14 protein-coding genes are annotated in these 14,654 nt (G+C 41.2%); 8 read left to right on the forward strand and 6 right to left on the reverse strand.

The window, feature by feature from the left end:
- The first annotated feature begins 212 nt into the window (after window positions 1–212).
- On the forward strand, window positions 213–647 hold the full coding sequence (locus tag WAM07_RS18190) for a DMT family transporter (protein ID WP_422168803.1): 435 nt from the start codon (window positions 213–215) through the stop codon (window positions 645–647).
- A gap of 106 nt (window positions 648–753) precedes the next feature.
- On the opposite strand, the gene nadA is transcribed toward WAM07_RS18190, so the two are convergent.
- The 3 genes from nadA to nadB are packed head-to-tail and all read right to left on the reverse strand — an operon-like array spanning window position 754 to window position 4,253.
- Window positions 754–1,860, reverse strand: coding sequence for a quinolinate synthase NadA (gene nadA, locus WAM07_RS18195; RefSeq protein WP_422168804.1), 1,107 nt, complete (start codon window positions 1,858–1,860; stop codon window positions 754–756).
- Window positions 1,847–2,710, reverse strand: coding sequence for a carboxylating nicotinate-nucleotide diphosphorylase (gene nadC / locus WAM07_RS18200; protein ID WP_422168805.1), 864 nt, complete (start codon window positions 2,708–2,710; stop codon window positions 1,847–1,849). The genes nadA and nadC overlap by 14 nt, the downstream gene beginning before the upstream one ends.
- Window positions 2,691–4,253: an L-aspartate oxidase gene (gene nadB, locus WAM07_RS18205; protein WP_422168806.1), complete on the reverse strand. Its 1,563-nt coding sequence runs from the start codon at window positions 4,251–4,253 to the stop codon at window positions 2,691–2,693. Before nadB ends, nadC begins: the two co-directional genes overlap by 20 nt.
- Before the next feature lie 97 nt (window positions 4,254–4,350).
- Here nadB and WAM07_RS18210 point away from each other — a divergent pair, with 97 nt between their 5' ends.
- Complete coding sequence (locus WAM07_RS18210) at window positions 4,351–5,487, forward strand: IscS subfamily cysteine desulfurase (RefSeq protein WP_422168807.1); 1,137 nt, start codon at window positions 4,351–4,353, stop codon at window positions 5,485–5,487.
- A 48-nt stretch (window positions 5,488–5,535) separates the two neighbouring features.
- Here WAM07_RS18210 and WAM07_RS18215 read toward each other — a convergent pair whose 3' ends face one another.
- A complete protein-coding gene (locus WAM07_RS18215) occupies window positions 5,536–6,855 on the reverse strand; it encodes a TrkH family potassium uptake protein (RefSeq protein WP_422168808.1) in 1,320 nt (439 codons plus the stop codon).
- A gap of 196 nt (window positions 6,856–7,051) precedes the next feature.
- Between WAM07_RS18215 and WAM07_RS18220 the strand changes: the two genes are divergently transcribed.
- The 3 genes from WAM07_RS18220 to WAM07_RS18230 all read left to right on the forward strand — a co-directional run bounded on the left by WAM07_RS18220 (window position 7,052) and on the right by WAM07_RS18230 (window position 9,979).
- A complete protein-coding gene (locus tag WAM07_RS18220; RefSeq protein WP_422168809.1) occupies window positions 7,052–7,870 on the forward strand; it encodes an ABC transporter ATP-binding protein in 819 nt (272 codons plus the stop codon).
- 88 nt (window positions 7,871–7,958) lie between these two features.
- Window positions 7,959–8,450 (forward strand): large conductance mechanosensitive channel protein MscL, encoded by a 492-nt coding sequence (gene mscL / locus WAM07_RS18225; RefSeq protein WP_422168810.1) that lies wholly within the window; start codon window positions 7,959–7,961, stop codon window positions 8,448–8,450.
- A 287-nt stretch (window positions 8,451–8,737) separates the two neighbouring features.
- Entirely contained in the window at window positions 8,738–9,979 is a 1,242-nt protein-coding gene (locus tag WAM07_RS18230) for an MFS transporter (protein ID WP_422168811.1), read from the forward strand.
- A gap of 33 nt (window positions 9,980–10,012) precedes the next feature.
- Here the strand turns inward: WAM07_RS18230 and WAM07_RS18235 are convergent, their stop codons facing one another.
- Window positions 10,013–10,441: a BrxA/BrxB family bacilliredoxin gene (locus WAM07_RS18235; protein ID WP_014641537.1), complete on the reverse strand. Its 429-nt coding sequence runs from the start codon at window positions 10,439–10,441 to the stop codon at window positions 10,013–10,015.
- Between the two features lie 11 nt (window positions 10,442–10,452).
- Window positions 10,453–11,601, reverse strand: coding sequence for a conserved virulence factor C family protein (locus tag WAM07_RS18240; RefSeq protein WP_422168812.1), 1,149 nt, complete (start codon window positions 11,599–11,601; stop codon window positions 10,453–10,455).
- A 298-nt stretch (window positions 11,602–11,899) separates the two neighbouring features.
- Between WAM07_RS18240 and WAM07_RS18245 the strand changes: the two genes are divergently transcribed.
- The 3 genes from WAM07_RS18245 to WAM07_RS18255 are packed head-to-tail and all read left to right on the forward strand — an operon-like array spanning window position 11,900 to window position 14,264.
- Complete coding sequence (locus tag WAM07_RS18245) at window positions 11,900–12,820, forward strand: ABC transporter ATP-binding protein (RefSeq protein WP_422168813.1); 921 nt, start codon at window positions 11,900–11,902, stop codon at window positions 12,818–12,820.
- Window positions 12,813–13,790, forward strand: coding sequence for an ABC transporter permease (locus WAM07_RS18250; protein WP_422168814.1), 978 nt, complete (start codon window positions 12,813–12,815; stop codon window positions 13,788–13,790). The genes WAM07_RS18245 and WAM07_RS18250 overlap by 8 nt, the downstream gene beginning before the upstream one ends.
- Before the next feature lie 21 nt (window positions 13,791–13,811).
- Entirely contained in the window at window positions 13,812–14,264 is a 453-nt protein-coding gene (locus WAM07_RS18255; RefSeq protein ID WP_422168815.1) for a DUF4064 domain-containing protein, read from the forward strand.
- Window positions 14,265–14,654: the final 390 nt, after the last annotated feature.

A 14,654-nucleotide genomic window follows, 5' to 3' on the forward strand; every position in this document is an offset into this window, starting at 1 on the left:
CGAGTTATTTCCCCACCAGCCCTCCTCCATTTAACGTAAAGGAACCAATTATCTCGAAATCAAGTCTTCAACAAACGGGAGCTTTTCTTAAGAAATCAAGACTCAGATTAAACAGAATATTTATATATGAATTCAATAAGTTGAGCTCCTGCATAGATTTTGAAATAATTGAGCTTATATATACTGATTGAGAATGGAGGGAGAAGTAAGTTATGCAGTTGCTGTTAATGTTACTTGTTTTTATTGGCGGTATTGGAGTTGCAGTTCAATCATCAGTAAATGGGGGACTCGGGCAGAAGATTGGCGTGTTTGAAGGAGCATTTACATCCTTTTTAGTAGGAACAGTTGTCTTATTTTTAGTTATGCTTTTTTTCGGGAAAGGGAATATCGTTAATGTGTTTCAAGTTCCGAAATGGCAGCTTCTAGGAGGGGTGCTGGGAGCCTTCTTTGTTTCGACCATGGTTTTAGCTGTACCCAGGATTGGAGTAGGCGTTGCCATTTTTACGCTAATATCAGCTCAGCTTATTGCAAGCTCACTCATCGATCACTTCGGCTGGCTGGGTATGAAGCAGATCCCGCTGGATGGTCAAAGAATAGCTGGTATGGCTCTCATGATTATTGCTATTTTGCTGTATACTAAAAATTAATGGTTTCATACATAAAGAAAGGCGCTTCTCTTATTAGAGGCGCCTTTTTTTAGTTATCGAGAAACAGTTCATCTGATTCATTGTACTTGTAAATTTCTTTTTAACATCAGGCCCTTGCCAGCATACGTTCCAGTGCTTTTTTAGCATCGGTCGCAATCTCAGGATCTACTTTAATTAGATTTTGAGGTTTCTCTTCGGCTAAGGATTCCAATGACCAGGCGAGGTGAGGGAGATCAATTCGATTCATTGTAAGGCAAGGACACATCCGCGGATTTAAGGAAATGATATGCTGCTCCGGATGTTCATGAATGATTCGATTTACTAAATTCATCTCCGTACCGATCGCCCATGCACTGCCAGGAGCTGCGTTTTCAATCTGGCTGATAATGTAGTTTGTTGATCCAGCATAATCGGATAAAGATACCACGTCTCGGCTGCACTCGGGGTGCACAATGATGTTCATATCAGGGTAGTCTTTCCGTACCTGCTTAACGTTTGAAACGGTAAAGTTTTCATGAACCGAACAGTGCCCTTTCCATAAAATCACTTTCACTTCTTCGACAGGTACTTCGTGAAGCAACTCTTCCCGTATAGGATCCCATACGGCCATTTGTTTGAGGGGGATGCCGAGGTCGTAGGCGGTATTCCGTCCTAGATGCTGATCCGGTAAAAACATAATACGCTCTTTCTGAGATAAGGCCCATTCGATCATGCCCGCTGCATTGGAGGAAGTGACTGTCGCTCCTCCATGTTTTCCTACAAATGCTTTAATAGCAGCTGTGGAATTGACATAAGTTAGGGGAAGTATGGTGTCGTTAAACTTAGCTTTTAGCTTCTTCCATGCTTTTTCCGTTTGCGTGAGGTTTGCCATATCGGCCATCGAACAGCCGGCTCTCATATCAGGGAGGTACACATGCTGGTCTTCCCTTGTTAAAATATCGGCGGTTTCCGCCATGAAATGTACGCCGCAAAAAACAATAGCTTCTGCTTCGTGCTGAGTTGCTGAGAGCTGAGCCAGTTTCAGAGAATCTCCCCGTACATCGGCAAACTGGATGACTTCATCTTTCTGATAGTGGTGACCGGGTAAAAAAAGGCGCGCACCCATTGTCTTTTTAACATTCCAAATGATGGTTTCTAATTCTTTCGTGCTCCTATTTTTATAACGCTCAGGTAAAGTGGGGCTGGAATGCTCCATCGTTTCAAATAGATTCATAGTTTGGCCTCCTTTGTATAATCGAAACATTGGCGCTAATATCGAGAGAAGTGGCTGAATGGGTAAGCGCTCCAAGAGAGATATAATCAACTCCCGATTCGCGGTAAGCAGCTAAATTATTCAGATGAATTCCTCCTGAAGCTTCTGTTGTAATGTTAGAAGGGACGAGCTGAATTAAGGTTCTGATTTCTTCTGGAGTCCGATTATCAAACATAATGCAATCGGCTCCCGCCAGGACTGCTGCCTTAACCTGAGCTTCATTTTCTGTTTCCACTTCAATTTTAACCATATGACCTAACTTGGCTCTGACCGTTTCGACGGCGTTTAAAATGGAACCGGCAAAAGCTATATGATTATCTTTTAACATGACGGCATCGTACAATCCAAATCTATGATTCACGCCCCCTCCCATCTGAACCGCGTATTTTTCAAACATTCTTAACCCGGGCGTGGTCTTTCTTGTGTCACAAATTTCCGTTTCTATATGATTAAGGGTTTCGACGGCTTGTGCTGTAAGCGTAGCAATTCCGCTCATTCGTTGAATTAAATTAAGGATCACCCGTTCACCTTTTAGTAAACTCACAATTGGCCCTTTGATAGCTGCAATTGATTCACCTGAATGAATGGCTGTGCCATCCTGAACATGAACTTCCACTTTAATGGACGAGTCAAGCAGCTGGTAACCCTCTCGGATAATTTCCGTGCCGCAAAAAATTCCGGACTGTTTGCTTATAAAGTGAAGCTCACCGTCTACATCTTGAGGGAAGAGGAAGTCACTGGTTACGTCTCGATCCCCTATATCTTCTATAAAAAAATCTTCCAGCATGCGCCTAACTTTTAATTTGTTCATTAAATGCCCTTCTTTCTAATGATCTTTGTTGGATAATCTGTTGTTTCTGCCAGTTTTCCCGTTCAATAGGAAAATCACTGCGATAATGACCTCCTCGGCTTTCCTCCCGCTCCATAGCTGAGGCAGTTATAAGCCAGGCTGTCTGCATCATAAAGAAGCGAGTAATTTGTTCGACAGTGAGCAAGTCAAGACTGGATTCGCGAAGCCTCTCAATTTGGAATGATTCCAGCCATTCCATTTGCTCGGTCAATTCTTGAGCTGAGCGGACAATTCCGACCCGATCCATCATGAAATGCTGGATTAATTTTTTCTCGGGCAATGCGGGGAAGAGGACCGTCGCGTTTTTCTTATTTTTGTGAACAGGTATATGATTCCCGGGATTGCAGTTAATGTGCTGGGCCAATCGTTTTCCAAAAATGAGGGCTTCAAGCAAAGAATTGCTGGCGAGTCGATTTGCACCGTGAACACCGGTACAGGCTGTTTCTCCGAGAGCATAAAGTCCTTCGACAGTGGTTTGTCCAACGGAATCTGTCCGGATACCTCCCATTGCGAAGTGGGCACCTGGGGCTACAGGGATTAGGCTTTTACTTAAATCAATACCTTCCTCTTTGCAAAGAGCGGTTACCGTAGGGAATTTCATCTGAAAATCTTTAATGGAACTGATATCTAAATAAATGCTCTGTCCCTTTCTTAAGTAATCATAAATGTTCTGGGCTACTATATGTCTTGGGGCTAAGTCTTTAAGAGGGTGAACGTTTTCCATAATCCTTTCACCGGTTTCATTAATTAATACAGCCCCTTCTCCTCTCACTGCCTCGGTAACTAGACCTTTCGTTTCTCCGTTTAAGTATAAAAGAGTCGGATGAAATTGTATGAACTCCATGTCTGCAAGCTCTGCCCCGGCTATATAAGCTAAAGCCATGCCATCTCCGGTAATCGTGTCGGTGTTAGAGGTGAATGAATAAATCTGACCACAGCCTCCAGTTGAAAGAACGACGCAGGGAGCAGTAAAGGTATGGGGACCGTTCTCTTGATCTTTGCTTTTAACTCCATAACATCGGCCAATATCATCTAGAAGCAGCTCGAAAACAAATTGATTTTCATAGATAGATATATTAGAAGGTAAGTGTGGAATAAGCCCCTCTACAATCCGCTTTCCGGTTTGGTCTCCACCTCCGTGGACGATCCGCCGTTGGTTGTGAGACCCCTCTTTTCCAAGAAGAAGAGCCCCATTTTCATCGGTATCAAACTGACACCCATCCTGAATGAGTTCCTCAACGAGAGCGGGAGCTTCTTGTACTAATTGCATTACAGCCTGTGGATGATTCAAGTGGCAGCCGGCTTCGAGTGTGTCTAAGTAGTGTAGATAAGGAGTATCACGATTCCCGATTGCTGCTGCAATACCTCCTTGAGCATAAGTAGAATTGCTGTGTTTCAAAAAAGACTTTGTGAGAACAATCACATTTAAATCCTTACTTAAGTGTCTGGCTAATTGTAAGGAGGCCAAGCCGCTTCCTACAATAATAACGTCTGCTTTTTTCATGAATTTCCTCCTGTTTATTTACAGGTGTATTGACACTTATATTTACACAGAATTAAACTTATGACAAGTGGTTTACGGAAAAAGGAGGATAAAAAGAATGTCTACCTATTTTGACTATGCAGCTACCTGTCCCATCGATGAAGAAGCACTCGAAGCTTATGTGAAAGCTTCGAGTGAATTCTATGGGAACACCCGCAGTCTGCACGACCCAGGAACAAAAGCAGAAGTACTGCTATCTCATTGCCGCAAAACACTTGCGAACCTTCTCGGAGTAAATAAAGAAGGAATTTATTTTACGAGTGGAGGTACAGAAAGTAATCTGCTTGCTATGGAAGGTCTAATGAAAGCAGGTAAAGGAAATCATCTGATTACTTCAGCTGCCGAACATTCTTCTGTAATAAATTCAGCAAAAAAATTGGAAGCAGATGGATATGAAATCAGCTGGGTTCCATTAACGATGGAAGGAACCATTGACGTACGCGAATTAGAAAATTTAATGCGCGAAGATACCGTACTTGTATGTATTCAGCACGTAAATAGTGATATTGGAACAATCCAGCCTATAAGAAGAATTCGAAAGGTTTGTGATGAGTGGGGCGCATTGTTACATAGCGACTGTGTCCAATCATTTGGCAAGGTGGATCTAAATTCAATTACGCCTTACCTGGACAGTTTCTCACTCTCAAGCCATAAGGTATACGGACCTAAAGGAGTGGGGGCTTTGTACATCAACCCATCTGTTTCGTTCCAGCCTTTGTTACCCAATGGAACTCATGAATCAGGCGTTCGAGCTGGTACTATAAATACGCCCGGGATCGCAGCTTTTACAACGGCTGCTGCAAAATCCATTCGAGAGCTACACAAGCGCCAGTCTAAAATTGAATCTTTAAAGCGTGAGTTCTTGACTGCTTTGAAAGATATAAGAAACCACATCACAGTAGTATGCGAGTCCGTGAATTCGGTCCCGATTATTGGGTTATGCATGCATGGTCTTGAAGGGCATTGGGTAATGCTCGAAGCCAATCGTCACGGTTATGCTTTTTCTACGGGAAGTGCCTGTCAAGTTAGGAGTGAAGGATCTCCTTCTATACTTGAGGCAGTAGGTATCAGTGGAGAGGAAGCAAAATCTTTCATTCGTCTGTCTTTTAGCCACGAACAGACAAGTGCAGATATACAGGGGCTAGTCGAGTGTCTTAAAGAAATAGTATCTAGCTATTCTGTTCTTTCTAGCTAAACAGAAAAATCCCCCTCTCTGGAAATAGAAGAAGGGGAGGGATATAGGCTAACCAGTTAATACGTCTTCGTTTGGATATTTGATCGGATCAGGTTTGTAACGGGCAAAAGCAAAAGCAAAAGTCAGCGGTCCTAACTTTCCAATGAGCATGATGCAAATCAGTGTTAATTTTCCGATTAGAGTTAAATGCCCTGTCAGTCCCATAGACAAACCAACAGTGCCAAAGGCAGATATCGTTTCGAACAGTATCATTAAAAAAGGGGCATCTTCGGAGAGATTCAGGACAAAAGTCCCCAAAAATACTACACCTACACTGCCAACTGTAAGAGCGAGAGCACGCATGATCAAATGGAAGTGGAAACTTCTGCGATACAGGTTCACATGTTCTTTTTGCCTGAAAAAAGTGATGGAAGCAAGGACTATGATGAGGGCGGTGGATAGTTTAATACCTCCAGCAGTTGAGGTGCTTCCCCCACCAATGAACATGAGCATCAGCATGTAAAATAGCGACGATTCTTCCATCTGACTGATATCGATTGAATTAAACCCTGCCGTTCGTGGTGTTACTGCCTGAAAATAAGCTGCCTGCAACTTACCGAGTGTAGAGAAGTCTGCAATGGTGTCAGGATTATTATATTCCAGAATAAAAATCATCAATAAACTAACCACATTTATAAATAAGGTACCGACCAGCATTATTTTAGTATGGAGGGATAAATGATAAAATTCTTTACTTCTCCACAAGTCAAAAACAACCGTAAAACCGATTCCTCCGATAATAAAAAGCAAAGTAATGACAATATTAACGAGCGGATCCACTGCATAAGCAGAAAGGCTGTCGGACCAGATAGAAAAACCGGCATTGTTGAAAGCTGAAATAGAATGAAAAATACTTGCGTAAATGCCTTTAGCCATCCCCATTTCCGGTACCCATCTTAAAGATAAAAAAACGACAGCCAATGCTTCAATGGTAATTGAAAAAATAAATAATTTACGAACCAGGCGGATAACCCCGCCCAGAGAAGTTTGATTTAAAGCCTGCTGAATTAACAGCCGCTCTTTAATTCCAATCTTTTTACCAAGTACCATGTAAATCAGTACCGCGAAGGTCATGATTCCCAAACCGCCAACCTGGATCAGAACTAAAATGATAATCTGCCCGAACAAGGTGAATGCTGTACCTGTATCTATTACGACTAACCCGGTAACTGTCATGGCTGAGGTTGCTGTAAACAAAGCATCCATGAAAGTTATTCCATTGGATGTAGCGGACGGCAGCTTAAGCAGAAATGTGCCCAGAGTAATAAACAGGGTAAAAACGCTGATCAGCGTTTGAGGAGGACTCATGTGTATCATACGGGTTTTCATGGATATCTCCTTATGTAAAAGAATGATTTTATTATAATCCAAGCTTATAAAAGGAGAATGGCCCATTAGAACTACTTTTAATTAACTTGCTTGTTATTTATAAAATCTTTATAATCATAAGTGATAATGATTTTCACTGTTAGCATCTACTATAGATATTGAAAGTTTGTTTATAGATTCGAGGGAGGATTTTTGCATGGCAAAGCTGATGACTGAAAAAGTCGGTATCGCTTATGGTGACTATAATGTAGTGGAAGACCTGGACTTGGATATTCCCGAAAATCAAATAACGACCATTATAGGTCCTAATGGGTGTGGCAAATCCACAATACTGAAAGCTTTAGCCAGGATCCACACTGTAAATTCAGGTAGCGTTTATTTAGATGGCAAAGCAATTAAAAAGGAATCCACTAAAAATATTGCCCAAAAAATGGGCGTGCTTCCTCAAACACCAAAAGCACCAAGCGGATTGACTGTTTCTGAATTAGTTTCTTACGGCAGGTTCCCTCATCAAAAAGCCTTTGGCAAGTTAAATGATCATGATAGAGAAATGATCCAGTGGGCTCTTTCCATTACTGGCATCGAGGAATTTGCAGATCGGCCAATTGATGCTCTTTCAGGTGGACAGCGCCAGCGTGTATGGATTGCGATGGCATTGGCTCAGGAGACAGAACTGCTCATTTTGGATGAACCTACGACTTACTTAGACTTAGCTCATCAACTGGAAGTTCTTAAGCTATTGGAACAATTGAATCGCGAAGAGGGGCGTACTATTGTAATGGTCATCCATGATTTAAACCACGCTGCACGCTTTGCCGACTATATTGTAGCTTTAAAGGAAGGGCGAATCATTAAGGAAGGAACACCAGAAGAAGTAATCCAGCCAAAAGTACTGGAAGATGTATTCCAAATCGATGCTGAAGTCGTCAAAGATCCAAGAACGAACCGGCCGGTCTGCCTTACCTATGATCTGCTGGGATCTGTTCCTAATGTTTGCCAACAAGCCATTTTATAAATCAACCCCGGGCGCCCGCCCGGGTTTTTTTTATAGCTCATAGTTTGTCCTTATATCTCATAGGATAATTCGGAAGGGAGAGGACAAGATGGGGCTATTCCATGAATTTCGCCAGTTTACAGTAAGAGGCAGCGCGGTGGACATGGGTGTAGGGATGGTATTGGGGGCAGCATTCAGCGGTTTTATTGATTCGCTAGTTAAGGACATCCTGCTTCCTCCCGTAGGGTTATTATATGCAAAAGTGAATTTTGAAGAAATGTTTTTTAATTTGAGCGGAGGGTTCTATTCAACTCTGTCTGCGGCAAAAGAAGCTGGTGCTGTAACCATCAATTATGGGCTGTTCCTTACAGCGACAGTACGTTTTATTATTATATTATTTGCAGTATTTCTTGTAGTCAGGCAGATTAATCGCTGGAAAAAACCTCATCAGCATCCGTTGCATGCCATGACGAAAAAAGAATGCCCCTATTGTTGCACGCCGATACCTTCTCAAGCAGTCATCTGTCCCAATTGTGGTTCTCAGCTGGAACAAAAATTCAATAATACAGAGCAGCAAAAAACTCGGTGGAATATTAAGTAGTCAGCTCCGGGGTGTAAAGATAAGCTCCCGATACTGACTGAATTTCGAAATAATTTGTCCCGTTCCGTAAATATGGAAGAGGGCTAATGGGGAATTAACTGGCTTTCCTGTGGGAAAAGGAATACCTTCGAATAGGGTGTTCCTTTTTAAATTCACATTATAATTAACTATTCCTCTTTAGTGATCAGCAGTTAATTATTTTTTTACATATATAGTAAATTCATTAGTGCAAATATTTACTTTTGGTTTGGATAACCTATAAGTATGAATCTAAATGAGGTGTATTTATGGAGAACAAAGTCAGCCGATGGTGCCTCATCAGTATGGCATCCATTCCACTAGTAATGACGCTTGGAAATTCAATGTTAATACCCGTTCTTCCGATTTTTGAAAAAAAGGTAGGGATATCTTCTTTTCAATCCAGTACGATCATTACCAGTTATTCGTTAGCTGCTATCTTTCTTATACCTGTCGCTGGTTATTTGTCAGATCGTTTTGGAAGGAAAATCGTGATATTACCCAGTCTGATTTTAGCTTTTATAGGTGGAGTTATAGCAGGGTTTGCCTCTTGGAAAATGAGTGATCCATTTCTATGGATTATTATCGGGCGAGTTCTCCAGGGCATGGGAGCAGCAGGAGCAACCCCGATTATTCTCCCTCTCGTAGGAGATTTGTACAAAGACGATGATGAAAAGACCAGTTCCTGTCTAGGATTAATTGAAACGTCCAATACATTTGGTAAAGTATTAAGTCCAATTCTTGGAGCAGCATTTGCTGCTTTCTTATGGTTTTTACCGTTTTTTTCTATATCCTTCTTTAGTCTAATATCCATTGTGCTAGTTTTCTTTTTCATTAAAGTTCCCAAAGGTGAAGAGGAAGAGCCTAAAAAATTAAAGGAATTTCTTAAAAACACGAAGAAGATTTTTAAACAGGAAGGGAAATGGCTGTATCCTGTATTCTTATTAGGGATCTACGCTATGCTTATCTTGTTTGGTGTCCTTTTCTTTTTATCAGATATATTGGAAAAAGTTCATGATATAGATGGCGTAAAAAAAGGTTTTGTTCTGGCTATCCCTTTATTTTTTCTTTGCATCGCTTCCTTTATAACAGGAAAGAAAATAAAAGGGGAGACAAAAACCATGAAAAGAGTCATTCTTCTTTCCTTAGCTGGGATTTCTGGGAGTGTGATTTTTGTAGGGTATGTGAATAAGCAGCTGGTTCTTCTTCTTATTGTCACGAGTATTCTAGGCATTGCGATAGGAGCTATGCTTCCAACACTAGATGCCCTTATCACTGAAGGAATTGAAAAGGAAGAAAGAGGGACCATCACCTCTTTTTATAGTTCGTCAAGATTTATAGGAGTGGCCGCTGGTCCGCCAGTGATGTCACTTGTCATGAAAGAGTTATTAAATATCAGTTATATTAGTGCGGGCATAATCGGGGTTTTATTAATGCTAATTGTTATGAAGTTCATTAAAGGAGAAAATAGTAATTCGGCTTCAAGCAATCCTGCGGTGACATCCACATAAAAAAGGCGGCCTTCTTAAGGGCCGCCTTCCGTATTAGCAGTATTGATTATAGGAAGATGTTAAGTTCTCTACAATCTCTTCTACTTCATAATCTTCAATTTCTTCCCGTGGGATGAAATGAAGGACCTGTCCATCTTTCAGTAAAGCCATAGATGGAGATGAAGGCTCATAGCCTTCTAAATATTCTCTCATTCGTGAGGTTGCTTCACGATCCTGGCCTGCAAATACGGTTACTAAATGATCAGGTTTAGAATCATTAGTAAGAGACTCTCTAGCAGCCGGACGAGCAAGACCTGCGGCGCAGCCACAAACGGAATTAATGACAACGAGTGAAGTCCCTTTTGTAGATGCAATGAATTCATCTACTTCTTCTGGAGTTGTTAATTCTGTGAAGCCTGCATTGGTTAATTCATCTCTCATTGGCTGGGAAATTTCTTTCATATATGCTTCATATGGATTCATAAATTATCCTCCTAGTTTGGTTTTTGTTTAGTGGCCTGGGTCATTTGGTGCCACACAGACCCTTTGGCGTCTTCGCCGCCTTCAATTCGTTCTATGGCCATATTAATTTGCATTTTCACTTCAAACTCAGGATCATCTGCTGCTTTCCTTAAAGCAGGAAGCGCGGACTCATCTCCCAGTTCATATAAGAACATCGCGGCACGCCAGCGAACAATTTTATTAGGATCAGCCAGTGAATCAATCATTCGCGGCATAGCTTCTTTAAACCCTAAATCTGAAATACAATCCCCCGCTGTCCGCCTCACTGTAACAGACTTATCATTCAATGCTTTATAAAGGAAGGGAAGAGTCTCCATTTCTTCTATCATTCCAAGGTAGGCAGCAGCTAACCTCCGAATGGAGGCTTTACTGTCGTCCAAAGCCTTATCTAAAATGGCATAGTCCTCGGTGGTAGGGTCCATACGATCGAGTGCTGCATAACGTACTTTCCAATCGTCATTATCCAATGTTTCAAGTGTAATTCTCGACTTCTTATCCGTCGTTTCTACATAGTCGGCTTCCTGATCAAACGCTTGTTTAACCAGTGAATCGAGTCGTTCTTGATCATAACTTGCCGAAATTTCTTCTTTAACTTGCTCCCCAATTTCTGAAGTGTCTCCAAAACGCGGGCTCTGTTCTACCCACTTTCGTTCCATGATCATATTCGGGGAAGCTGGAGATGCTTTCATTGCAGCCTCCATAAATCTTTCCGGAAGACCAACTCGCTTCTCTTCTTCACCTTCTTCAAGCTTAACTTGCATAGGAATACCACGGAACATTTGAATAAATACTTTAACTTCTCCAAAAGTATCATCGGGCTTGTCTGAAGATTCACGATTATTGAGTGGCTCATGTTCAGAAGAGGAGCCAAGGGTGTTTCTTACTTCTGGCAGAATTTGCTCCCAGGAGATCTTGCCGTTTCGCTCCAGGGCAATAAAGTCCGTCACATGGTAAAGGCCTTTTACCCCCTCAATCTCAAATAATCTTTTTATAAAATCCGGGGCGCTATCCAAGTCGTCCCCTTTCTTATAGTTATGAGTTTCACCATCAGGTAAGTGCTCATTCAGATTGATTTTCATTGAGTTTGGGCTGGGTGTTGGTTCAATTGATACAATCTTCATTTAGATTCTCCCTCCATACTCCGTTAATTTCTAGTTTATCAAAAATAAGAAACTCCATCCATTGTTAAGGAGGAAAGTGGAGTTGAGCGGAGGGGTGTTCAAGAGGATATGTCTATCCAAGGGGATAAGCTGTATAAATGTGAATGTTGCCAGAAGTAGAAAAAAGGGCCTGACTGCAGTATTCCACGAAATTTCCCGGGAAATATCCACGAAGTTCTGTAATAAATTATAAAAATGTGAAACAACTTGTCTGTTTCTTACGTAGTAGAAAAGTAAGAATAATAAAGGAGGGGTTTATTTGTCTCAATCTGTCATGCAGTTGAAAGATGTCAGTAAAACAATAAAAAACAAACAGATTATTAAAGGGCTGGATTTTGAAATATACAGCGGAGAAGTGTTCGGGTTTCTAGGTCCTAACGGAGCAGGTAAAACAACCACGATTCGAATGATGGTCGGGTTAATGGATATGACAAACGGAGACGTATTGATACAGGGACACAGTGTTAATAAGGATTTTAAGAAAGCTATTCGCCACATCGGAGGAATTGTAGAAAACCCGGAAATGTACCCTTTCATGAGTGGCCGGAAAAACTTATTGCACTATTCCCGTATGATTCCCGGAATTACAGAAGAACGAATACAGGAAGTCATTCGCCTGGTTGGACTGGAAAACAGAATCAAAGACAAAGTAGGTAAATATTCATTAGGAATGAGGCAGCGTCTCGGGATTGCGCAGGCACTTTTACATAACCCATCCATTCTTATTTTAGATGAACCTACTAATGGCCTGGATCCTGCAGGGATTCGAGAGGTAAGAGCGTATATTCGGCGTATGGCTGCTGAAGAAGGTGTCGCAGTGATTGTTTCAAGTCATATCCTCTCAGAGATGGAAATGATGTGCGACCGGATTGGAATTATCAAAAATGGAGAATTAATTTCCATACAGTCTGTGGAAGACGCTTTGCAACAAACAGATACCAAGGAGGTTTCGGTTGAAGCCTCTCCCATAGACCGTGCCCAGGAATTCGTAAAGAAAAAGGTGGACTCGCCTGTCAAACTGAATAGTAACACAGTGACCTTCAGCAGTACACGTGAAGAAATACCAAGAATTATAAGTGGGCTTGTTAAAGAAGGGATAGATATTTACAGTGTCCATGTTAATCGTTCGACATTAGAAGACAAATTCCTGGACTTGATAGGGGAGAATTCCATTGAATAACTTTATACAATTAGTACGAAATGAACAAATGAAACTTTACTCTCAAATCGCTACTTGGATTATGCTTATTATACTTGGGGTATTGGTTATTGGGTTCGGTGTGCTTATGAAAGTTGATAACACGATGATTAGTGGAGAGGGACCTACAGGGGAAAACTGGAAACAGGAGTTACAAGAACAGAATGCACAGTTGAAAGAGGAGCAGCAAGGGCCGCCGGGGCCGGGTGAAGAAAGGGAACAAATTCAGTATCCAGCTTACACAGATATTGAAATGAATGAATACCGCATTCAAAACGATATTAAACCTTCCGGATATGATGTTTGGGACTTTTTGCAAACCAACCGAAGTTTAATATCCATTATCAGCTTGTTTACCATTATCGTTGCTGCCGGCATGATAGCTAATGAATTTAAGTGGGGTACTATAAAACTCTTACTGATTAGACCTATTTCCCGAACCAAAATCTTGCTGTCCAAATATGTTTCTGTGCTTTTGTTTGCTTTGACTATGCTTCTTTGTTTATATGCTTTGTCTTTTATCGTGGGGGCCGCGCTTTTTGGTATTGACAGCATCTCACAGACTTACTTATTTCGACAGGCAGGAGAGATACAGGAAGCATCGATTTTTCAGCACACCGTTACTATGTATTTACTGAGTTCGGTCAATTTATTATTGATGGCAACTTTCGCTTTCATGATTTCCGCGGTCTTTAGAAATAGTTCATTGGCCATAGGTGTTGCTATCTTCTTAATGATGGCTGGTAACTCCATTGTGCTCTTTTTAATGGAAAGGGAATGGGCGAAATATATCTTATTTGCCAATACGGATTTAACAATGTATTTAGAAGGAAACCCCATGTTCAACGAGCAAACAGCAGGGTTTTCTGTTGCTGTGTTATTCGTGTACTATGTAATTTTTGTTATACTTGCCTGGGTCTTCTTTACGAAAAGAGATGTGGCGAGCAATTAAATAAATAAAGGGGAGATAAGAATGAAACGAACAGCTGAAATCGTGCTTACTGTGATTGGAATCATATTGTATGGTCTGCCTATTCTGTTGAGCGGTATTTTCTTAAGTAATAAAGATAACCCTCAGTTCAGGCAGGAACTGGAGAACGTTATGAATTCCTCTCAGGAAATGCAGGGCAGTGGAACGATTAATGTAAATCAGATGCTTGATGCTATGGGAACCTTTACGATGGTCATCATGGTGGCCGCGCTAGTGGCAATTGCTTTAGGGATCTTATCAATTGTATTTCTTAAAGGAGATAAAAAACCAAAAGCGGCAGGCATTATTTTAATTGTAACAGCAATTATTATGACATTTGGAACAGTAGGACTTGGTATATTTGCAGGTGTGGCTTACTTAATAGCAGGTATTGTCGCATTGGTTAGAAAATCAAAGAAACCTACAGATGGGGAAACCAGTATTGAGAGTTATTAAGTGTGGATGAAAGGGAGCAGGGCTTAAAGTCCTGCTCTTTCTTTATTTTATAAGCCTTTTCAAGGAGAAAATATTTCGGTTTTTTTGTGGTTAACGGCCGTCGCAGAAACTTTTTATGCCAGGATTTCTGATCGGCTATGTCGACAGGGGCTCGTGGGATAAAGCTCTTTTGGTTATTGAAGAAGGAAAACGAAAGAAATGGTCTCCTGATTTTTCAAATTTGTAGCTAGAGATGATGAATGAAGGGAAAGATTTACAAATTCAAGCGGTGGATCGATATGTGATGTAGCTTTGCTCATGCAAAAAGCGCTGAATTTACCAGCGCTTTTTTTCAGTTAATCCAGGTATCGATTCATTTCATCAACGTTGGCGGGCTCTCTATTATAAACG

Source organism: Halobacillus sp. (genome assembly GCF_049282395.1).
Lineage (GTDB): Bacteria > Bacillota > Bacilli > Bacillales > Halobacillaceae > Halobacillus.